Source organism: Enterobacter cloacae complex sp. 402C9 (genome assembly GCF_050030745.1).
GTDB lineage: Bacteria > Pseudomonadota > Gammaproteobacteria > Enterobacterales > Enterobacteriaceae > Enterobacter > Enterobacter intestinihominis.
This window is the reverse complement of record NZ_JBLGUW010000001.1, coordinates 4012519-4033795: the sequence shown is the minus strand read 5'-3', so window position 1 is coordinate 4033795 and position 21277 is coordinate 4012519. Positions and strand designations below refer to the sequence as shown.

Below are 21277 nucleotides of genomic sequence, written 5' to 3'. Positions count from 1 at the left end.
GGCTGCCAACCTTTAAAGCGAGGGCGTACTTATATTTTTGCCGCTGCCTCTCAGTGCGGCTGCCGGGGGCTTCCCGATCGATATTCGGCACTTAAGCCGTTAAATTTTTTATTTCTTCGCCAGTTCCTGGTTAATCATCCAGAGCTCCCGGCGTTCTTCGCTGCTTAAGCCATGGGTGCGCTCGCGAGCTATCAACTCTTCCTGGCGCAACTCAAGCATCGAATCAAACATATGGTTGAGTGAGTCGGTGAACGTTTTTTCTGCGATATCCTTATCTGCTATATCGTCCCACATCGACAGTTTTTCAAGGGTAGCGGCCTCTTTTGTGCCGCGATAATGCTCTAAAAGTTGTCCGGTGGTCAGACCTGGCTGCGACAAACAAGTGTTGACCAATTCTGAAAATAAGCCAAGTCCGGGCAATTTTTCGTGGTTCAAACCCGCCAGTGACGGCACTTGCGGAGCAAGTTCGGGGTTTTGCACCAGCAACCCTATCAGTATACGCATGGTTGTGCGTTTTAGCTGAGGCGCGGGGCGTACCGTGCCGTTTTCAGCCTGTTTAGGCATTAAACGTTCAAGCTGGCTGTCATCCAGAATGCCGAGCTTGTTGCCTAACTCCTGACGCAGATAGATGCGCAGCGTTTCGCCGGGCACCTGGCTGATTAACGGCAACGCCAGCGTGCTGAGCTGCGCGCGCCCGTCAGGGGTACTCAAATCCACCTGCGGCATCAGGCTGTTAAACAGAAACGTGGAGAGCGGCTGTGCCTGCTCCATCCGCGCTTCAAATGCCGCTTTGCCCTCTTTACGCACCAGCGTATCCGGGTCTTCACCGTCGGGCAGGAACATAAAGCGTAGCTGACGCCCGTCGGTCATATACGGCAACGCGGTTTCCAGCGCTCGCCAGGCGGCGTCGCGTCCTGCGCGGTCACCGTCGTAACAGCAAATCACGTTGTTGGTGACGCGGAACAGCAACTGGATATGGTCCGCCGTGGTGGACGTTCCCAGCGACGCAACGGCATAATTAATGTCGTACTGCGCCAGCGCAACAACATCCATATAGCCTTCGACGACCAGAAGACGCGGAGGTTCCGCATTATCCTGCTGTGCCTCATAAAGACCGTAAAGCTGGCGGCCCTTATGGAAAATATCGGTTTCCGGGGAGTTAAGGTATTTCGGCAGGGCATCACCCAGCACGCGACCACCAAAACCTATCACCCGGCCACGCTTGTCGCGGATCGGGAACATCACCCGTTCACGGAAGCGGTCGTAGCTTCGTCCCTGGTCGTTGGTGACCAGCATGCCTGCGTCGATGAGGGATTTACGATCTTCGCTATTGCCGCCAAAACGCTTTAACACGTTGTCCCAGCCGGGCGGGGCGTAACCAATAGCGAAACGCGCAATCACATCGTCACTCAGTCCGCGCTTGTTCAGATACTGACGCGCAGGCTCAGCCGCAGAGTGCTTAAGAGACTGTTGGTAAAACGAATTCAGGCCATCCATCAGTTGGTACAGCGTTTGCCGCTGATGGCGCTCGATCTGACTTGGCCCACTGCCCGCTTCATACGGCACTTCAAGGTTATGCATCGCCGCCAGCTCTTCGACGGTTTCAACGAACTCGAGCTTGTCGTAGTTCATCAAAAAATCGACGGCATTACCGTGTGCGCCACAGCCGAAGCAATGGTAGAACTGCTTTTCACCGTTTACGGTGAAAGAGGGGGTTTTTTCGTTATGGAACGGACAGCACGCATGGTAGTTCTTGCCCTGCTTTTTTAGCTTCACCCGCGCGTCGATGAGATCGACGATGTCGGTTCTGGCAAGCAGGTCATTGATGAAAACGCGTGGGATTCTTCCGGCCATATGCCCCAAAAATTTAAGCGACTTATAAACGAAAACAAGCCGCGCATTCCTTCCGGAAGCACGGCCTTACGACTACAACTCTGTCTGTCAATTGAGGGCTGTGGCCCTCAACAGATTAGTACAGACGAGTACGGCGTGCGTTTTCGCGAGCCAGTTTCTTCGCGTGACGTTTCACAGCGGAAGCTTTAGCGCGCTTACGTTCGGTCGTTGGTTTTTCATAAAACTCACGACGACGAACTTCAGCCAGAACACCTGCTTTCTCGCATGAACGTTTGAAGCGACGCAGTGCTACGTCGAACGGCTCGTTTTCACGTACTTTAATTACCGGCATGTAACTCTCACCTTTAATAAATTCGGTTTGCCGCTGGCATCAACGCCAGCTTATTTCAAAATGGTGCGGAATTTTACTGCAAATGCTGCTGCTTTGTAAAGCACCGATGCGATTTTGAAAGGGACTTTTATAAGGGGGAAGAGTATACACGAGGCTTCTTCCTGGGGCGAACAAAGTTTTACATCAACCCGCCCAGGCTCTACACTGCGCGGTATTGAAACGAGGTAAAACAAGTCATGCGTGTACTGGGTATTGAAACATCCTGCGATGAAACCGGCATCGCGATTTACGACGACGAAAAAGGGCTTCTGGCCAACCAACTGTATAGTCAGGTGAAATTGCACGCTGACTACGGCGGCGTCGTGCCTGAACTGGCCTCTCGTGACCACGTGCGTAAAACGGTTCCCCTGATTAAGGCGGCACTGAAAGAGGCCGGGTTAAGTGCAAAAGATATTGATGCCGTGGCCTATACTGCAGGACCGGGCCTGGTTGGCGCGCTGCTGGTCGGCGCAACGGTAGGGCGTTCGCTGGCCTTCGCGTGGGACGTTCCGGCCATTCCGGTTCACCATATGGAAGGACATCTTCTGGCTCCGATGCTGGAAGCCAATCCGCCAGCGTTCCCGTTTGTGGCGCTGCTGGTCTCCGGCGGTCATACGCAGCTGATTAGCGTAACGGGCATTGGCAAGTATGAGCTGCTGGGCGAATCGATCGACGACGCGGCCGGTGAAGCCTTCGACAAAACCGCCAAGCTGCTGGGCCTGGATTATCCTGGCGGCCCGATGCTGTCGAAAATGGCCGCGCAGGGAACGGAAGGGCGCTTTGTCTTCCCGCGTCCGATGACCGATCGTCCGGGGCTGGATTTTAGTTTCTCCGGTCTGAAAACCTTCGCGGCGAACACCATTCGCAATAACGACGACAGCGAGCAGACGCGTGCCGACATCGCCCGCGCGTTCGAAGATGCGGTGGTGGATACGCTGATGATCAAGTGCAAGCGTGCGCTGGATCAGACGGGCTTTAAGCGCCTGGTGATGGCCGGTGGCGTGAGCGCCAACCGTACGCTGCGCGCGAAGCTTGCCGAAATGATGCAAAAGCGTCGTGGGGAAGTGTTCTACGCGCGTCCGGAATTTTGTACCGATAACGGGGCGATGATCGCCTACGCCGGGATGGTGCGCCTGAACGCTAGCGCCACGGCTGACCTGAGCGTGTCCGTGCGTCCGCGCTGGCCGCTGGCGGAGCTGCCTGAGGCGTAAGTCTTTTGCCCGGTGGCGCTGCGCTTACCGGGTCTGCAAAAATCGTAGGCCGGGTCAGGCGAAGCCGCCACCCGGCAATAAACCGCACTACATCCGCAGCATCCCTTTCTCTTCCAGAAACGCAATGATCGTCGCCAGCCCGTCACCCGCTTTCAGGTTGGTAAAGGTCCACGGACGCTCGCCGCGCATGCGATTAGTGTCGCGCTCCATTACCTCCAGCGACGCCCCCACGTACGGCGCGAGGTCGGTTTTATTGATCACCAGAAAATCGGATTTGGTGATCCCCGGCCCGCCCTTGCGCGGGATTTTTTCCCCTTCGGCCACGTCGATCACGTAGATGGTGAGGTCCGCCAGCTCCGGGCTGAAGGTCGCGCTCAGGTTATCCCCGCCGCTTTCGACGAAGATCAGATCCAGATTGCCGAACTTCTCGCTCAAGGCTTCCACCGCCGCCAGGTTCATTGAGGCATCTTCGCGGATGGCGGTGTGCGGACAGCCGCCCGTTTCCACCCCTACGATGCGCTCTGGCTCAAGCGCACCCGCCTCGGTCAGGATGCGCTGATCCTCTTTGGTGTAGATATCGTTAGTCACCACCGCAAGATGATAGGTGTCGCGCATCGCCTTGCAGAGCGCTTCCAGCAGGGCGGTTTTGCCCGACCCTACCGGGCCGCCCACGCCAACGCGCAGGGGATGTTTGTAATCAGCCATATTGACTCCTCAGGAACGGAATAGTCGTGAATATTGGGTTTCGTGGCGTGCGGAGGCGATGGCGGACAGCGGCGTAGCTGCCCCCAGCGCGTCGTCGCCACGTAAAAATGCCTGTTCAAACCCGGCGGCAAAATGGTCGCTCAGGTCGATAATCAGCTGTTGTGCGGCCTGCTGCCCAAACGGCACCAGCTTGACGCCCGCCATCACCGCGCTCTCAATCCAGCTGTAGCCGAGGCTCAGCGCCAGCTCGCGCGCGCTAATGCCCCAGCGCACGCCGAGCCACGCCATACCGCCGAGCTGGCTCTGCATCAACAGCGGCAGCCATTCTGCCGGGCAGGCGGGTTCCCAGCTTTTAACCAGGCGCGTAAAGGCCGCGCCGCGGTTGCGTTCTTCCTCGCGCAGTTCGCGCGTTTCCCGACAGGCGAGCAGGTATGCCGTCCAGCGTTTTGCTGTCGCGACCTCCTGCTTCTCGCAGGCATGATACAGGCGGATAAACAGCGGCAGGTCGACGCAGAAAAAGCTCTGCTCCATCTGCTGGATCTGCCAGCGCCTGAAGGCCTCAGCGTCCGTGATCCACCCGGCCTCGACAGCCCACTCCAGCCCCTGTGACCAGGTAAACGAACCGACCGGCAGGCTACTGCTGGAGAGCTGCATCAGGCGCAGCCGCTGGCGGGCGTGCTCCATCAGCTCATCAGCGCCAGCAGGGCAGAGACGATCAGCCCGCCGCCGAAGGTTTTACGCAGGCCGTCGTGACGGCGCAGCAGCAGCCCTGCCGCGAAGCTGGCGCACAGCACCGTGGCACTGGCTAACATAAATCCGCTGGTAAAGAGCCAGAAGCTGTGGCCGGACATCTCCACGCCGTGCGCCCAGCCATGGAACATCGCCAGGGCTGGCACTGCCAGCAGCAGGCGATTTTCAGTCTTAAACATCATCACGCCGCAGACCGCCAGCGAGGCGATAATCAGCATCTCCATGCCGCTAAAGCCGCCGAGCAGGCTGCCCGCAACGGCGCCAGCCAGCATCATGCCGAGCGTTGCTAACGGCAGCAGCAGCTTGCGGCCGCTCAGGGCGGACAGCACGCCAGCCCCCGTCAGCATCAGCAGGTGATCCAGCCCGGTCAGCGGATGGAGAAAACCTGCCTGAAAGCTGTCGGTCCCGTGACCGGGATGGGCAAGCGCCGGAACGGAAAAGGCCAGCAGAAACAACGGCAAATACTTACGCATGATGAGTCCTTAATGTGAATGAGCGTGGGAGTGGCCATGGCTGTGGGCATCGCTGGTGTAAGCGCCCGCTTCCGGTTCAAAGGGCAGGCTGGCGAAGGTCACCTCCAGCCCGAACTGACGTAGCATGTCGTCGAGAACGTGATCGTGGTGGTAGCGCAGTTCGCCGGGCATGATTTGCAGCGGTACGTGGCGGTTGCCCAGGTGATAACAGGCGCGGGCGAGCAGGAACGGGTCGGCGCAGCGCACCACGGAAACCGACTCCGGGGCGGCGATCACTTCGATCACTTCGCTGCCGTCGTCGGTAGTCAGCAGGTCGCCCCCACGCAGCAGCAGGCCGCGCGGCAGCATTAGCCCGGCTTCGCGGCCGTCGTTCAGCGCCACGCGGGCGCGGCTTTTTACCCGCACGTCAATCGGCAGCGTAACGCTGGCGGTGACGGGGTGCGCGTGGTCCAGGCGTTGGGTTAAATAAATCATCATCACTCCTCAAAACAGAAAATAGCGTTGCGCCATCGGCAAAACTTCTGCCGGTTCGCTGGTGATCAATTCGCCGTCGACGCGAACCTCATAGGTTTGCGAGTCAACGGTGATATTCGGCTGTAAATCGTTGTGGATCATGTCGGCCTTTTTCACCGTCCGGCAGCCTTTCACCACCGCAGTGGCGCTTTGCAATCCGAGCCGCTGCGGAATGCCGCTGGCATCAGCGGCCTGCGAGACAAACGTCAGCCGCGTGGCGTGGCGTGCGGCACCAAGTGCACCAAACATCGGGCGGTAATGCACCGGCTGCGGCGTGGGGATCGAGGCGTTGATGTCGCCCATCGGCGCGCAGGCGATCATCCCGCCTTTGACGATGGTGGCCGGTTTGACGCCAAAGAAAGCGGGGGACCAGACCACCAGATCCGCCAGCTTGCCCGCCTCAATAGAACCGACCTCATGGGCGATGCCGTGGGTAAGAGCCGGATTAATGGTGTATTTGGCGACATAGCGCTTCACGCGGAAGTTGTCGTTCTCGCCTGTCTCTTCCGGCAGTGCGCCGCGCTGCACCTTCATGCGGTGCGCCACCTGCCAGGTGCGGATAATCACTTCCCCCACGCGGCCCATGGCCTGTGAATCTGACGAGGTGAGCGAGAACGCGCCGATATCGTGCAGCACGTCTTCGGCGGCGATGGTTTCCCGACGAATACGGGATTCCGCAAACGCCACGTCCTCGGCGATATCCGGGTCGAGATGGTGACAGACCATCAGCATGTCCAGGTGCTCGTCGATGGTATTCACCGTGTAGGGCAGCGTCGGGTTGGTGGAGGAGGGCAAAATATTCGGGTGCGCGCAGGCGGTGATGATATCCGGCGCATGGCCGCCGCCCGCCCCTTCGGTGTGGAAGGTGTGGATGGTGCGCCCGGCGATGGCGGCCAGCGTGTCTTCGACAAAACCGGACTCGTTCAGTGTGTCGCTGTGCAGCGCCACCTGAATATCCATCTCTTTAGCGACCTCCAGCGAGCAGTTGATTGCCGCAGGCGTCGCGCCCCAGTCTTCGTGGATCTTAAGCCCGATGGCGCCAGCCGCGATCTGCTCGCGCAGCGCGTCCGGGTTTGAACCGTTCCCTTTGCCCAGCAGGCCAATATTCACCGGCAGCGTATCGGCGGCCTGCAACATGCGGGCGATATACCACGGCCCCGGCGTGCAGGTGGTGGCATTTGTACCTGCCGCAGGGCCGGTGCCGCCGCCGATCATGGTGGTGACGCCGGAGACCAGCGCCTCTTCCGCCTGCTGCGGACAGATCCAGTGGATGTGGGTGTCGATCCCGCCAGCGGTGACGATCTTCCCTTCGGCGGCGATCACCTCCGTTGCCGCGCCAATCGGGATCGTCACGCCGGGCTGAATGTCCGGGTTTCCGGCTTTGCCGACGGCGAAGATCCGCCCATCTTTTATGCCAATATCCGCTTTCACAATCCCCCAGTGATCGACGATCAGCGCGTTGGTGAGCACCATATCCACGCAGTCGTCGGCGGTCATCTGCCCCTGTCCCATGCCGTCGCGGATCACTTTTCCGCCGCCGAATTTAACCTCTTCGCCGTAGATCGTGAGATCGTCCTCCACTTCGATCCACAGCTCGCTGTCGGCCAGCCGCACTTTATCCCCGGTAGTGGGGCCGAACATATCGGCATACGCCTGGCGTGAAATCTCAGCCATGTTTCACCTCGCCCATGACCTCGCCGCGAAAACCAAAAATGCGCTGCGCGCCCGTCACCTGCACCAGCGCCACTTCCCGCTTCTGGCCGGGCTCGAAGCGCACGGCAGTACCGGCCGGGATGTTGAGTCGGTAGCCTCGAGTGGCTTCGCGATCGAATTTCAACGCCGGGTTGACCTCGTAAAAGTGGTAATGCGAGCCGACCTGGATCGGCCTGTCGCCGTGGTTTTCCACGATCACACTTCGGGTTTCGCGCCCGACGTTGAGCGCAATGTTGCCGGACTGGATCCGGTATTCGCCTGGGATCATCACGCGCTCCTTACACGATCGGATTGTGGACGGTGACGAGCTTGGATCCATCCGGGAAGGTGGCTTCCACCTGGATATCCGTGATCATCTCCGGCACGCCCTCCATCACCTGATCGCGCGTCAGGACGTGGCGGCCGGCTTCCATCAGCGAGGCGACGGTTTCGCCATCGCGCGCGCCTTCCATAATAAAGGCGCTGATCAGCGCGACCGATTCCGGGTAGTTGAGCTTTACCCCGCGCGCGAGGCGGCGTTCGGCAACCAGCGCGGCGGTGAACAGCAACAGCTTGTCTTTTTCTCTGGGAGTCAGTTCCATAGCGTTTCTCTTATGTCTGCCAGATACGCGGCGAACAGGCGGTTTTGGGGGTTAAAAGCGGGCGAAGCGACTGCCAGATATCGCGCATCACCCGCTGGCAAATGAGGTTGTCGTGGGAGAGAAAACGCACCGACAGCAGGTCGTCGGTGAGCGTCGCCCCGCCAAAGTTTTCCAGCGGGGCGAGCCGCTCGCGCACTGTATCAAGATGTGCTTCCCGGGCCGGGTAGAACAGCAGCGTGCCGACCCACGAATGGTCTGCGACGGGCGACAGATCGCCATCGTTAAGATGCAGTCGCTCAATCAAACGCGGCTCGCCATCCACCCACACCTCAAGGCGGCTCTCCAGCGTGCCGTGGCTGAAGGATTCGTTTATCACCGGACGGCCCAGACAGTACAGCTCCCACGCCAGCAGCGTGCTGGTGGCCTTAAGGTGGAAGACGGAACGCAGCGCGGCGTTAGCGCCGGGGAAAATTATGGTGTCCTGCGGCAGCCACTCCAGCGTGGCCTCTTCGTCGAGGTAAAAATGCTGATTCAGACAGGCCTGCGGGCCGCTGCTGCGATAGAACTTGCTGGCGCCGGGCATGGTGATGAGGGCATGGCTTTTGGCGTCGAGCCGTACGGAAATATCCAGCGTATCCCCGCCCACAATCCCGCCTGGCGGATGCAGCAGGTAAAGGTGACAGGTTTCCCCTTCAGGATAAAACGGGCGCTGAACGGTGAGCGGCCCGGTGTGACGCGCGGAATGGAGGAGGGTTTTCTCAGGGGTATAACAAAACTGGAGGGCAAGCGTGGCCTGCCAGCCTTTGTATGAATTATCAGTGACCTGAGTTGCTAACATGGTGCTTCCATTTCCACACTATCGGGGTACGTTTCAGTATGCCCTGGCGGAAATGAAGGCTGTCATATGAGTCGCTTATGGATAAAAAAACCGGTTCATGTGAGCCGGTTTCAGTAATGTAGGCCGGGTAAGCGCAGCGTCACCCGGCAAGAAAGGCTAGCGATAATCCTCTGCATCCACATCATACCCCGACGGCTCCCAGCGGATCGCCAGCAGCGATACCAGGCCGATAAACGGCGCCAGCGCAATCACCCAGAACACAGCGGTATCCAGCGACGCGACCAGTAGCGGGAACAGAAACAGTGACAGCGTTGAACTGCTGCGCATCAGCGTCTGGTTAAGCCCCACGCCCACGCCGCGCAGCGAGGTCGGGTAGCTCAGAGAGGCAAACGTCATGGTATGCGCACCCGGACCAAAACCCTGGCCAAACAGGAACAGCGCCAGCATCGCGACGGCGACCACGCCTTCCGTGGCCCCGTCAGGGCGGCCAATCAGCGCCAGACCGAGCAGCGCCACCAGCTGGCAGGCGTAACCCGCCAGTGACATTCGCCACGCGCCGAAGCGCGGAACATAGCGCACTGCCAGCAGCCCGCCGACAAACGCAAACAGCAGGTTAAGCGCCAGCGAGATCAGAATGGTGGTCAGCATCGACTGCACAAAGAAGCTGGAAATGATCACCGGCAGGCCAAAGGCTACGGCGTTATAGGCGAACGAGGAGACAACCGATAGCAGCGTGGCGAGCGTGGTACGCCGCAGGTAGATACCGCTGAACAGATTCAGGTAGTTCGACCATTTTGCCTTATTGACCACCGGCGCGGGCTGGTCAAGCGCATTCTGCGGCACGTGGGCATTAATGTTGTACGACTGCCGCAGGATGGACGCCGCCTCTTTCAGATTGCCCTGATTCGCCGCCCAGACCGGGGATTCGCTCATATAGCGGCTGCGGATGGCGATAATCACCAGCGCGGGCACCGCGCCGAAGCCAAGGATCAGACGCCAGAGCCAGTCGCTGTGGCCTTCCGGCAGCACGGCGTAGAAGAAGAGCACCAGAAGATAAGAGATGCTGATGGCCGCATACCAGGTGGGGCACCACATTGCCACGCTGGAGGCTTTATTCCCCGGGCCTTTCAGCCTGGCGAACTCGCTGAGAAACGCCATCGCCACGGGAAGGTCGATCCCGACGCCAAGACCCATCACAAAGCGCGCGCCCGCCAGCACATATTCGTTCGGAGCCAGCGCACAGGCGATAGCGGCGACGACAAAGAACACCATGTCGGCCATAAAGACGCGGTAGCGCCCGATTTTATCCGTAAGATAGCCGCCAAGCAGCGCCCCGACAATGGCACCAAAGGTAATGGCTGAAGCCACCATGCCGGTACCAGCGGGCGTCAGGTTAAATTCGCGGGTGATGTCTTTGATGCCAAATGCCAGCGCGCCGAGATCGTAGGCATCGAGAAAAATTCCCCCGAGCGCGATACCGACCACGATGCGGGCATTGGCCCGGCCCTGAGAGCCGTCATTAACGAGACGTGAAACGTCCGATGCGCTGCGTACCCACTTGATGTCGCCATCCGGGGTGTTTCCTGCCGTTGGGAGGGGAGTTGTGTCTGTGATTTCTGCCATTTTCTTTTATGTGGTTGTGTTGTGTACCTAACAGTTACCACAGGCAGAAGGGGACAAAAATCACATTTGGTTATAAGGCATAACGAACGGTTTACTGAGCGTCTTTCTTTTTACGCTTGAGCTTCGTCCAGATTTTGGTTTCCTGGCGACGCCACAGGCGCTGAATGTTGTCATGATGACGCAGCAGGATCAGGCACGAGAGCATCGATACCGGGAAGGTAAACTGCGGTTTGAACCACCAGACATAAAACGGAGCGATCAGCGCGCTGACGATGGCGCCCAGCGATGAATAGCCGCTCAGCAGGATGGTCAGCAGCCAGGTGCCCGCCATCACGCCAGTGAGATCCCAGCCGATCGGCGCAATCGCGCCAAACGCGGTTGCAACGCCTTTACCGCCTTTAAAACCAAAGAAAACGGGCCAGATATGGCCGACGCAGGCGGCGATAGCAATCAGCCCCAGCCAGAAGGGTGTGACGCCCAGCGCATACGCACCCCAGACGGGGAGCATTCCTTTCAGAACATCAAAAATCAAAACCGCTACGGCTGCTCCCTTGCCGCCAATTCGTAGTACATTGGTCGCCCCCGGATTCCCGGAACCACTTTCACGCGGGTCAGGCAACCCGGCGATGCGGCAGACCAGAATGGCGCTGGAGATTGAGCCGCAAAGGTAGGCGAGGATAATCATTCCAGGCGCGATTGCACTCATAACGCTGTTCCGTTTTGAAAATGTATCTGTATTCTCAGCATCTGTGGATAATACGCATAATTCGCCGGAAGTGGTATCCGGTTTAGCCAAAAAGCAGGCAGGTCGTGATGGATATTGTATTTATAGAGCAACTTTCGGTAATCACCACAATTGGTGTTTACGACTGGGAACAGACCATCGAGCAGAAACTGGTGTTCGATATCGAAATGGGCTGGGATAACCGCAAGTCAGCAAAAAGCGATGATGTGAATGACTGTCTGAGCTACGCCGACATCAGTGAAGCGGTCATCGGCCACGTGGAAGGACAACGTTTTGCGCTGGTGGAACGCGTGGCGGAAGAGGTAGCGGACCTGCTACTGAGCAAATTTAACTCCCCGTGGGTGCGCATCAAACTAAGCAAGCCGGGCGCGGTGGCGCGCGCCGCCAACGTGGGCGTGATTATCGAGCGTGGCACAAATCTGAAAGGAAAAGATTTAACGTCATAATAGCTAAACCAATTTAGGTTATATCGGTCTTAAAGCTGTATCTTTCACGGTTGTCCGCGTGGGACACCGTTTTTTTATATCTTTTTAGGGGTTTATAGATGAGCGATATGCACTCGCTGCTGGTAGCGGCAATTCTGGGTGTGGTCGAAGGATTGACGGAGTTTTTGCCGGTGTCCAGTACGGGCCATATGATTATCGTTGGCCATCTCCTGGGCTTTGAAGGCGATACCGCAAAGACGTTTGAGGTGGTGATTCAGCTGGGCTCTATTCTGGCGGTGGTCGTCATGTTCTGGCGTCGTCTGTTTGGTCTGATCGGCATCCACTTCGGGCGTTTACCGCAGCGTGAAGGAGAGGGCAAGGGGCGCCTGACGCTGATTCATATTCTGCTGGGGATGATCCCGGCGGTGGTGCTGGGGCTGGTGTTCCACGACACCATAAAATCGCTTTTCAACCCGATTAACGTGATGTACGCGCTGGTTGTCGGCGGCTTCCTGCTGATTGCCGCCGAAGTGCTGAAGCCAAAAACTCCGCGTGCAGAAGGTCTGGACGATATGACGTATCGCCAGGCGTTTATGATTGGCTGCTTCCAGTGTCTGGCGCTGTGGCCGGGCTTCTCCCGTTCAGGGGCAACCATTTCCGGCGGGATGCTGATGGGCGTGAGCCGTTACGCGGCGTCTGAGTTCTCGTTCCTGCTGGCGGTACCGATGATGATGGGCGCCACCGCACTGGATCTCTACAAAAGCATCGGCTTCCTGACCGTAGGCGACATTCCGATGTTCGCCGTGGGCTTTATCACCGCCTTTATCGTGGCGCTGATTGCCATCAAAACCTTCCTGCAACTGATTAAGCGTATCTCGTTTATTCCGTTCGCGATCTACCGCTTTATCGTCGCGGCTGCCGTGTACGTGGTCTTCTTCTGATGACCGACCGCCCTCAGTCTTTCGGCTGAGGGCAACGTTTTTCCTTCCACGCCGCAACCGCATCAATCCGCCGTTTCGTCAGCTCTTCGCGGATCTCCGGGCCTTTAAACCCTGCCTCCACCACCTCTTTCGTTGGCACCGCGTTTGCGATTTCCCACGCCTCGCGCAGCAAACGACCCTGCGGATAATCGGACGCTTCAAACCCGGTACGGCCGCGCACGTCCGCTTCGCTGGTCAGCGCAATTTGCTCCACGCGCTGCGGCTTGCGCCAGGCGTCGATGTTATCGAACAGCCTGACGATGGTGGCGGGTTTCAGGATCGGAAAGGTGTGGATCAGGTCGTGGAACTCGGCGACCAGTTTTGCCAGATCGCGAATGTCATTCGGCACGCGCAGGCGCTGGCAAAGCCCTTCAACCAGCTTTACGCCAGCCGGACCGTGCCCGTGGTGGCGTGGCCACAACTCCTTTGGCGTTAAACCTTTGCCGAGGTCATGGCAGAGGGTGGAAAAGCGCACGTCCACTTCAGGGCTGAGCATAGCGGCCATGCTCAGCGTCATCAGGGTGTGAATGCCGGTATCAATTTCCGGGTGCCATTTCGCCGGGGCGGGCACGCCAAACAGCGCGTCTATTTCCGGGAACAGCACTTTCAGCGCCCCGCAGTCGCGCAGAACCTGGAAAAAGACCTGTGGGTTGCGGGTGGTCAGGGCGTTTTCGGTCTCTTTCCAGACGCGTTCTGGCGTCAGGTGTTCCAGCTCGCCCGCGTCGGTCATGGCCGTCATCAGCGCCATCGTCTCGTCGGCGATACGGAAGCTCAGATGGGCATAACGGGCGGCAAAACGCGCCACGCGCAGTACGCGAAGCGGATCTTCAGAAAAGGCGGGGGAAATATGGCGTAAAAGACGATCGCGCAGATCGTTCTGGCCGCCGTAGGCGTCGATGATATGTCCGTTTTCGTCCTGCGCCAGGGCGTTAATGGTGAGATCGCGGCGCATTAAGTCCTGCTCCAGCGTGACATCTGGCGCGGCATAGCAGGTGAAGCCGGTATAACCGGAACCCGATTTCCGTTCGGTACGCGCCAGGGCGTACTCTTCGCGGCTTTTCGGATGGAGGAACACAGGAAAATCGCGGCCTACCTGCTGGTAGCCCGCGTCAATCATCGCTTCGGGCGTGGCACCGACCACGACCCAATCTTTATCTTTGACCGGCAGACCTAATAACGCATCACGTACCGCACCACCGACCAGATAACTCTTCACGCCAACACTCCCGTTTTCTCTTTTCGCAAGATGATACGTAAGTGTGGCAGAGAAGACGAGTTAGTTCATCCAGCGGTCTTTACGTTTACGGCTTGGGATAAGGTGAGGAAGCACCAGACCCAGCACCAGACCGACACCCAGTACGCCGCCGCCATACATAAACCACTGCATGATGATGGTGCGTTGTTTGTCATCCAGCTGTAGATTAGCGGCGTTTACTTTCTTCTGTGCGACGATCAGCTCATTTTTCAGCTTCTGATTTTCGTCTTTCAGGCCGGCGATCACGCTGTCGCTTTGCGCCACTTTCTGCTGCATCTCTGCGGTGCGCTGGTTCCAGGTGCCGTCGATGTTGTTCAGCTTGTCAGTCAGGGTTTTCACCTGATTTTCCAGATCCGGCACGCGGGTGCGCAGGCTTGGCACCGTGCTCAGCTCTTTCAGCGGGATCCATGAGGTGCGACCAGAGCTGTCACGAACCTGACCGTAATTGGTGTCTGCATTGGTTTGCAGCAGAGTCACTTCCTCGCCGGCATTTACCGTACCCACGAGGCGATAATTGTCTCCAGGGCCGCTGCGTACCCAGGTATTCAGTTCATCAGAAACGTAACGTTTCTCTTCAGCGTGGACCGCGGTTGCGGCGCTAAAAGCGAGTAAAGTAAGTCCAATCAGGCGTAATTTAAGCATATCAGTCGTTATTTTCATAAAAAGTGGAACGATAGTAGTGGTATCAGTGTCGCTACGCAAAGGATTCATCATCAATCGGAATCATCTGTGTCATGATTTCCACCGCTTTAAACTTTTACGCCCGTCAAATTGCTCATTGCGTGGCAATTTGGCGCAAAATACTATGTACTGACAAACAAATGGCGAGGAAGTTCGCCTTCATCGACGCGTCTGTGACGCACGCAAAAGTACAAGGCTATGGCACAAGAGATCGAATTAAAGTTTATCGTCGAAAAAGACAGCGCTGACGCGCTCCGCCAGCATCTGAATACGCTGTCCGGCGAGCACCATGAACCCGTACAGCTGCTCAACATCTATTACGAAACGCCGGACAACTGGCTGCGCAACCATGATATGGGCCTGCGCATCCGGGGTGCGAACGGGCGCTACGAGATGACGATGAAAATCGCCGGTCGCGTGGTGGGCGGTTTACACCAGCGTCCGGAATACAATATCGACATCAGTAAGCCAGAACTTGAGCTGGATCGTTTTCCGGCGGAAGTGTGGCCGGAAGGGATGCTGCCCGCAACGCTGTCGGCAGAGGCGCAACCGCTGTTCAGCACCGATTTCTGGCGCGAGAAATGGCTGGTGACGGAAGGCAAGAGCCGCATTGAGATCGCGTTTGATCGGGGTGAAATTAAGGCTGATGAAGAGCAGGAGCCGATCTGCGAGCTGGAGCTTGAACTGCTGGAAGGCGAGGCGAGTGATGTGCTGAAGCTGGCGCACAAGCTGGTGAACCAGCCTGGCCTGCGTCAGGGCAGCCTGAGTAAAGCGGCACGCGGCTATCACCTGGCCGCCGGGAATGCGCCGCGCGTGCTGCGAGAAACCCCGATTCTGCGCGTTGTGCCGAAAGCCTCCGTTGAGCAGGGCATGGAAGCGGCGCTGGAGCTGGCGCTCTCTCAGTGGCAGTACCACGAGGAGCTGTGGGCGCGTAACGTGAAAAATGCCAAAAAACAGGTGCTGGCCGCTATGGGGCTGGTGCGTCATACCCTGACGCTCTTTGGCGGCATTGTACCGCGTAAAGCCAGCGCTCACTTACGTGATCTGCTCACTCAAACCGAAACGCTGATGCTTTCTGACGTGTCGGCACAAACGGCGATCTACAGCTCGCAAAACGCCAGCGCGAAACTGGCGTTGACCGAATTTCTGGTGACGCGCGGCTGGCGCATTTTCCTCGATGCGAAAGGGCAGACTAAAATCGCGGAAAACTTCAAACGTTTTGCGGATATCCACCTCTCCCGTCACGCGGCCGAGCTGCGAACCACCTTCGCGCATCCGCTGGGCGACCAGTATGGCGATCAGCTTCCCCGCCTGGCGCGTAACATCGACAGCATGTTGCTGCTGTCAGGTGCGTATGAGGGCGTGAAGGCGCAGGCCTGGCTGGAGAACTGGCAGGGGCTTAAGCATGCCATCGAGACCCGTCAGCAGATTGAGATCGAGCATTTCCGCAACGAGGCCATTTCGCAGGATCCGTACTGGCTGCACAGCGGAAAACGTTAATTCTGGCAAGGAACCCCTGATATGCCGCTTTCTTCGCAGTTACAGCAGCACTGGCAGACCGTTTGTGAACGCCTGCCTGAGTCGTTACCCGCGTCATCGTTAAGCGAGCAGGCGAAAAGCGTGCTCACGTTCAGTGATTTTGTGCAGGAGAGCGTCAGCGCTAACCCGGACTGGCTGGCAGCGCTGGAAAGCGCGCCGCCGCAGGCTGACGAGTGGCGGCATTATGCTGGCTGGCTGCAAACCGCGCTGGCAGAGGTGGCAGATGAACCCACGCTGATGCGCGTTCTGCGTCAGTTCCGCCGCCGGGTGATGGTACGCATTGCCTGGGCGCAGGCGCTGGAGCTGGTGAGTGAAGAGAGCACCTTGCAGCAGTTGAGCGAGCTGGCGCAGACGCTGATCGTCGCCGCGCGGGATTGGCTCTACGCCGCCTGCTGTAAAGAGTGGGGCACGCCGTGCAGCGAAGACGGGGTTCCGCAACCGCTGTTGATACTGGGGATGGGCAAGCTGGGCGGCTGCGAGCTCAATTTTTCCTCAGACATCGACCTGATTTTTGCCTGGCCGGAGAACGGCACCACGCGCGGCGGTCGTCGCGAGCTGGACAACGCCCAGTTCTTTACCCGCCTCGGCCAGCGGCTGATTAAGGCGCTGGATCAGCCCACCCAGGATGGTTTTGTCTACCGCGTGGACATGCGTCTGCGTCCGTTTGGCGACAGCGGGCCACTGGTGCTGAGCTTTGCCGCGCTGGAAGATTATTACCAGGAGCAGGGGCGCGACTGGGAGCGTTACGCGATGGTCAAAGCGCGGATCATGGGCGACAGCGACGATGCCTACGCCAACGAGCTGCGCGCCATGCTGCGCCCGTTCGTGTTCCGCCGCTACATTGACTTCAGCGTTATCCAGTCCCTGCGAAATATGAAAGGGATGATTGCCCGCGAGGTGCGTCGCCGTGGCCTGAAGGACAACATCAAGCTCGGCGCGGGCGGTATTCGTGAGATCGAATTTATCGTCCAGGTCTTCCAGCTGATACGCGGCGGGCGTGAACCTTCTCTGCAATCCCGCTCGCTGTTGCCGACGCTCAGCGCTATCGATCAGCTGCATCTGCTGCCGGAAGGCGACGCGCAAACGCTGCGTGACGCTTATCTCTTCCTGCGTCGTCTGGAAAATCTGCTGCAAAGTATCAACGACGAACAGACCCAGACGTTACCGGGCGATGAGCTGAACCGGGCGCGTCTGGCCTGGGGGATGCGGGTGGATGACTGGGCAGCGCTGACGGAACGGCTGGAAGCGCATATGGCGGGCGTGCGCCGCATCTTTAACGATCTGATCGGCGACGACGAAAGTGAATCGCAGGACGATGCGCTCTCCGAGCACTGGCGCGAACTGTGGCAGGACGCGCTTCAGGAAGATGACACCACGCCGGTGCTGGCGCACTTAAGCGACGATGCCCGCCATCGCGTGGTGGCGTTGATTGCTGATTTCCGTCTCGAACTGAACAAACGCGCCATTGGCCCGCGCGGTCGGCAGGTGCTGGATCATCTGATGCCGCATCTGCTGAGCGATGTCTGCTCCCGCGAGGATGCGCCGGTGCCGCTGTCGCGCATGATGCCGCTCCTGAGCGGGATCGTCACGCGTACCACCTACCTTGAACTGTTAAGTGAGTTTCCCGCCGCGCTGAAGCATCTGATTTCCCTTTGCGCCGCCTCCCCGATGGTGGCGAACAAGCTGGCGCGTTATCCGCTGCTGCTCGACGAACTGCTCGACCCGAATACGCTCTATCAGCCGACGGCGACGGATGCTTACCGCGACGAGCTGCGTCAGTATCTGCTGCGCGTGCCGGAAGAGGACGAAGAGCAACAGCTTGAGGCGCTGCGTCAGTTTAAGCAGGCACAGATGTTGCGCGTGGCGGCGGCAGATATCGCCGGTACCCTGCCGGTAATGAAAGTGAGCGATCACTTAACCTGGCTGGCGGAAGCGATCATCGACGCGGTGGTCCACCAGGCGTGGGTGCAGATGGTGGCCCGCTACGGGCAGCCGAAGCACCTAGCTGACCGTGAAGGCCGCGGTTTTGCGGTGGTGGGGTACGGCAAGCTGGGCGGCTGGGAGCTGGGCTACAGCTCCGATCTGGATCTGATTTTCCTCCACGACTGTCCGGTTGACGTGATGACCGACGGTGAGCGTGAAATCGACGGGCGGCAGTTCTACCTGCGCCTGGCCCAGCGCATCATGCACCTGTTCAGCACTCGCACCTCATCCGGCATTCTGTATGAAGTGGATGCGCGTCTGCGCCCGTCCGGCGCGGCAGGCATGCTGGTTACCTCCACGGAGGCTTTTGCCGACTATCAGAAGAACGAAGCCTGGACGTGGGAGCATCAGGCGCTGGTGCGCGCCCGCGTGGTGTACGGCGATCCGCAGCTCAAAACGCAGTTCGATGCGATCCGCAAGGCGGTCATGACGACCCCGCGCGATGGCTGTACGCTGCAAACCGAAGTGCGGGAAATGCGTGAGAAAATGCGCGCGCACCTTGGCAACAAACATCGCGATCGCTTTGATATCAAAGCTGATGAGGGCGGGATTACCGATATTGAGTTTATCACTCAGTATCTGGTGCTGTTGCACGCGCACGATAAGCCGAAGCTGACCCGCTGGTCGGATAACGTGCGCATACTGGAACTGCTGGCGCAGAACGACATTATGGATGAGCAGGAGGCGCAGGCATTAACCCGCGCCTACACCACGCTGCGTGATGAGTTGCACCATCTGGCCTTACAGGAACAGCCGGGCCATGTGGCGCTGGACGGTTTCACCGATGAACGCGCGCAGGTGACCACAAGCTGGCAGAAGTGGCTGGTGGAACCGTGCGTAACAAAACAAGTGTGATATTATCGCGCGCAAATTGTGAATCTTTCTGGAGTCAGGAATGAAAGTAACACTGCCAGAGTTTGAACGTGCTGGAGTTATGGTTGTCGGTGATGTGATGCTGGATCGCTACTGGTATGGGCCGACCAGCCGTATCTCTCCGGAAGCGCCGGTGCCGGTAGTTAAGGTCGACACCATTGAAGAGCGTCCAGGCGGCGCGGCAAACGTGGCGATGAACATAGCCTCGCTGGGCGCGCATTCGCGTCTGGTGGGCCTGACCGGCATTGACGATGCGGCGCGTGCCCTGAGTCAGTCGCTGGCGGACGTGAACGTGAAGTGCGACTTCGTTTCTGTTCCGACCCACCCAACCATCACCAAGCTTCGCATCCTGTCGCGTAACCAGCAGCTGATCCGCCTCGATTTCGAAGAAGGATTCGAAGGCGTTGATCCTGAGCCGCTACACGAGCGTATTAGCCAGGCGCTGGGTAATATCGGCGCGCTGGTGCTGTCTGATTATGCCAAAGGTGCGCTGGCGAGCGTGCAGACCATGATCCAGCTGGCGCGCAAAGCCAGCGTTCCGGTGCTGATCGACCCGAAAGGCACCGATTTCGAGCGCTATCGCGGCGCAACCCTGCTGACGCCCAACCTCTCTGAGTTCGAAGCGGTGGCGGGCAAGTGCAAAACTGAAGAAGAGCTGGTTGAGCGCGGCATGAAAATCATCGCTGATTTCGAGCTGTCTGCGCTGCTGGTGACCCGTTCCGAACAGGGCATGACGCTGCTGCAACCGGGCAAGGCGCCGCTGCATATGCCAACCCAGGCGCAGGAAGTGTACGACGTGACCGGTGCCGGTGATACGGTGATTGGCGTGCTGGCGGCGACGCTGGCGGCGGGGAACTCCCTGGAAGAAGCGTGCTACTTCGCGAATGCCGCGGCGGGCGTGGTCGTCGGTAAACTCGGAACCTCCACCGTTTCGCCAATCGAGCTGGAAAATGCGGTGCGTGGGCGTGCGGATACCGGCTTTGGCGTCATGACCGAAGACGAGCTGAAAGTGGCCGTTGCCGCCGCGCGCAAACGCGGTGAAAAAGTGGTGATGACGAACGGCGTGTTCGACATCCTGCATGCGGGTCATGTCTCGTATCTGGCGAATGCGCGCAAGCTGGGCGACCGCCTGATTGTGGCGGTCAACAGCGATGCCTCAACCAAACGACTGAAGGGTGAAACGCGTCCGGTGAACCCGCTGGAGCAGCGCATGATAGTGCTCGGCGCGCTGGAAGCGGTGGACTGGGTGGTCTCATTTGAAGAAGACACCCCGCAGCGCCTGATTGCCGGAATTCTGCCTGACCTGCTGGTGAAGGGCGGTGATTACAAACCAGAGCAAATCGCAGGTAGCGAAGAGGTCTGGGCGAATGGCGGTGAAGTGATGGTGCTCAACTTTGAGGACGGGTGTTCAACCACCAACATCATTAAGAAGATCCAGAAAGACAGTCAGTAAAAAACGGGCCAGTTGGCCCGTTTTTTTATGTCGGGTGGCGGCTGCGCCTTACCCGACCTACGCGTTCATGTAGGCCCGGTAAGGCGTAGCCGCCACCGGGCACAACAGGCCGCACTATGCCTGGTCGTCCACCGGTGGAATAGCTGGCGCTGGCTTCACCTCTTCCGGCGCATTGCGGCTCTCCAGCTCGCTCAGACGCTGTTCCAGCAGCGCCAGCTTCTCGCGGGTGCGCAGCAGCACCTGCGTCTGCACGTCAAACTCTTCGCGGCTGACTAAATCAAGGCGAACCAACTGTGCCTGCAACGTCTGGCGAATTTTCTTCTCAACGTCATCACCAAACTCACGAATACCTTTCGGCATGGACTCATGAACCTGACGCGCGATCTGCTCAATTTTCTTTGGGTCAATCATTGTCGTTTCCCTTGATGAAAAGGTGTTAGTGCCTATTGTAGCGCGTCATGCCGCGGGTTAAACAAAATTGTTTGAAGCTTATGCATTGCCCAGGGTAATCAATAGCGTTATAGTTATCTCGCTTATTCTCAGGGCGGGGCGAAATTCCCCACCGGCGGTAAATCAGCTTAACGCTGAAAGCCCGCGAGCGCTTTGGGTGAATTCTCAAAGGTCAGCAGATCCGGTGTAATTCCGGGGCCGACGGTTAGAGTCCGGATGGGAGAGAGTAACGATCCAGTCGGGCAAGGCCCGCTCACGTTAT

Annotated in this window: 21 protein-coding genes and 1 riboswitch; of the genes, 6 read left to right on the top strand and 15 right to left on the bottom strand. The window is 58.6% G+C overall.

Features of this window, described 5'->3' with window-relative positions:
• Positions 1-108: 108 nt before the first annotated feature.
• Positions 109-1854, bottom strand: a complete 1746-nt coding sequence (gene dnaG, locus ACQG1K_RS19190; RefSeq protein ID WP_003862574.1) for a DNA primase — start codon at positions 1852-1854, stop codon at positions 109-111.
• A gap of 115 nt (positions 1855-1969) precedes the next feature.
• Positions 1970-2185 carry a 30S ribosomal protein S21 gene (rpsU, locus tag ACQG1K_RS19185; RefSeq protein ID WP_001144069.1) on the bottom strand — a complete coding sequence of 72 codons (216 nt, stop codon included), beginning with the start codon at positions 2183-2185 and terminating at the stop codon, positions 1970-1972.
• Between the two features lie 236 nt (positions 2186-2421).
• On the opposite strand from rpsU, the gene tsaD reads away from it, so the two are divergent.
• Positions 2422-3435, top strand: coding sequence for a tRNA (adenosine(37)-N6)-threonylcarbamoyltransferase complex transferase subunit TsaD (gene tsaD, locus ACQG1K_RS19180; protein ID WP_367074990.1), 1014 nt, complete (start codon positions 2422-2424; stop codon positions 3433-3435).
• A gap of 87 nt (positions 3436-3522) precedes the next feature.
• Here the strand turns inward: tsaD and ureG are convergent, their stop codons facing one another.
• From ureG to plsY, 10 genes are all read right to left on the bottom strand, one after another.
• Positions 3523-4140 carry an urease accessory protein UreG gene (gene ureG / locus ACQG1K_RS19175; protein WP_023298635.1) on the bottom strand — a complete coding sequence of 206 codons (618 nt, stop codon included), beginning with the start codon at positions 4138-4140 and terminating at the stop codon, positions 3523-3525.
• A gap of 9 nt (positions 4141-4149) precedes the next feature.
• On the bottom strand, positions 4150-4824 hold the full coding sequence (locus ACQG1K_RS19170; RefSeq protein ID WP_126490507.1) for an urease accessory protein UreF: 675 nt from the start codon (positions 4822-4824) through the stop codon (positions 4150-4152).
• On the bottom strand, positions 4824-5363 hold the full coding sequence (locus ACQG1K_RS19165; protein ID WP_003862561.1) for a HupE/UreJ family protein: 540 nt from the start codon (positions 5361-5363) through the stop codon (positions 4824-4826). Before ACQG1K_RS19165 ends, ACQG1K_RS19170 begins: the two co-directional genes overlap by 1 nt.
• A 9-nt stretch (positions 5364-5372) precedes the next feature.
• Complete coding sequence (gene ureE, locus ACQG1K_RS19160; protein WP_045308003.1) at positions 5373-5837, bottom strand: urease accessory protein UreE; 465 nt, start codon at positions 5835-5837, stop codon at positions 5373-5375.
• Positions 5838-5846: 9 nt separating this feature from the next.
• Positions 5847-7550 carry an urease subunit alpha gene (ureC, locus tag ACQG1K_RS19155; protein WP_367074993.1) on the bottom strand — a complete coding sequence of 568 codons (1704 nt, stop codon included), beginning with the start codon at positions 7548-7550 and terminating at the stop codon, positions 5847-5849.
• On the bottom strand, positions 7543-7857 hold the full coding sequence (locus tag ACQG1K_RS19150) for an urease subunit beta (RefSeq protein WP_022649443.1): 315 nt from the start codon (positions 7855-7857) through the stop codon (positions 7543-7545). Before ACQG1K_RS19150 ends, ureC begins: the two co-directional genes overlap by 8 nt.
• 10 nt (positions 7858-7867) lie before the next feature.
• Complete coding sequence (locus tag ACQG1K_RS19145) at positions 7868-8170, bottom strand: urease subunit gamma (protein WP_367074995.1); 303 nt, start codon at positions 8168-8170, stop codon at positions 7868-7870.
• 10 nt (positions 8171-8180) lie between these two features.
• The gene (locus tag ACQG1K_RS19140) at positions 8181-9008 is read right to left on the bottom strand and encodes an urease accessory protein UreD (protein ID WP_367074997.1); all 828 of its coding nucleotides are present in this window, start codon (positions 9006-9008) and stop codon (positions 8181-8183) included.
• 156 nt (positions 9009-9164) lie between these two features.
• Positions 9165-10631, bottom strand: coding sequence for an MFS transporter (locus ACQG1K_RS19135; RefSeq protein WP_426721051.1), 1467 nt, complete (start codon positions 10629-10631; stop codon positions 9165-9167).
• Between the two features lie 91 nt (positions 10632-10722).
• Positions 10723-11337, bottom strand: coding sequence for a glycerol-3-phosphate 1-O-acyltransferase PlsY (plsY, locus tag ACQG1K_RS19130; protein ID WP_022649440.1), 615 nt, complete (start codon positions 11335-11337; stop codon positions 10723-10725).
• Between the two features lie 107 nt (positions 11338-11444).
• On the opposite strand from plsY, the gene folB reads away from it, so the two are divergent.
• Positions 11445-11822: a bifunctional dihydroneopterin aldolase/7,8-dihydroneopterin epimerase gene (gene folB / locus ACQG1K_RS19125; RefSeq protein ID WP_023306975.1), complete on the top strand. Its 378-nt coding sequence runs from the start codon at positions 11445-11447 to the stop codon at positions 11820-11822.
• Between the two features lie 98 nt (positions 11823-11920).
• A complete protein-coding gene (bacA, locus tag ACQG1K_RS19120; protein WP_003862545.1) occupies positions 11921-12742 on the top strand; it encodes an undecaprenyl-diphosphate phosphatase in 822 nt (273 codons plus the stop codon).
• Between the two features lie 13 nt (positions 12743-12755).
• Here the strand turns inward: bacA and ACQG1K_RS19115 are convergent, their stop codons facing one another.
• Positions 12756-13997 carry a multifunctional CCA addition/repair protein gene (locus ACQG1K_RS19115; protein WP_367075002.1) on the bottom strand — a complete coding sequence of 414 codons (1242 nt, stop codon included), beginning with the start codon at positions 13995-13997 and terminating at the stop codon, positions 12756-12758.
• Between the two features lie 60 nt (positions 13998-14057).
• Positions 14058-14678: a TIGR04211 family SH3 domain-containing protein gene (locus tag ACQG1K_RS19110; RefSeq protein ID WP_001303390.1), complete on the bottom strand. Its 621-nt coding sequence runs from the start codon at positions 14676-14678 to the stop codon at positions 14058-14060.
• A 237-nt stretch (positions 14679-14915) separates the two neighbouring features.
• Between ACQG1K_RS19110 and ACQG1K_RS19105 the strand changes: the two genes are divergently transcribed.
• Genes ACQG1K_RS19105 through hldE form a run of 3 tightly spaced genes read left to right on the top strand, consistent with a single transcriptional unit; the run spans position 14916 to position 20565 of the window.
• On the top strand, positions 14916-16217 hold the full coding sequence (locus ACQG1K_RS19105) for an inorganic triphosphatase (RefSeq protein WP_367075005.1): 1302 nt from the start codon (positions 14916-14918) through the stop codon (positions 16215-16217).
• A 21-nt stretch (positions 16218-16238) separates the two neighbouring features.
• Positions 16239-19094 carry a bifunctional [glutamate--ammonia ligase]-adenylyl-L-tyrosine phosphorylase/[glutamate--ammonia-ligase] adenylyltransferase gene (gene glnE / locus ACQG1K_RS19100; protein WP_367075007.1) on the top strand — a complete coding sequence of 952 codons (2856 nt, stop codon included), beginning with the start codon at positions 16239-16241 and terminating at the stop codon, positions 19092-19094.
• A gap of 40 nt (positions 19095-19134) precedes the next feature.
• Positions 19135-20565 (top strand): bifunctional D-glycero-beta-D-manno-heptose-7-phosphate kinase/D-glycero-beta-D-manno-heptose 1-phosphate adenylyltransferase HldE, encoded by a 1431-nt coding sequence (hldE, locus tag ACQG1K_RS19095; RefSeq protein ID WP_367075009.1) that lies wholly within the window; start codon positions 19135-19137, stop codon positions 20563-20565.
• 114 nt (positions 20566-20679) lie between these two features.
• Here the strand turns inward: hldE and ubiK are convergent, their stop codons facing one another.
• Positions 20680-20976, bottom strand: coding sequence for a ubiquinone biosynthesis accessory factor UbiK (gene ubiK, locus ACQG1K_RS19090; protein WP_000566823.1), 297 nt, complete (start codon positions 20974-20976; stop codon positions 20680-20682).
• 120 nt (positions 20977-21096) lie between these two features.
• A riboswitch (FMN riboswitch) is annotated at positions 21097-21247 on the top strand.
• Positions 21248-21277: the final 30 nt, after the last annotated feature.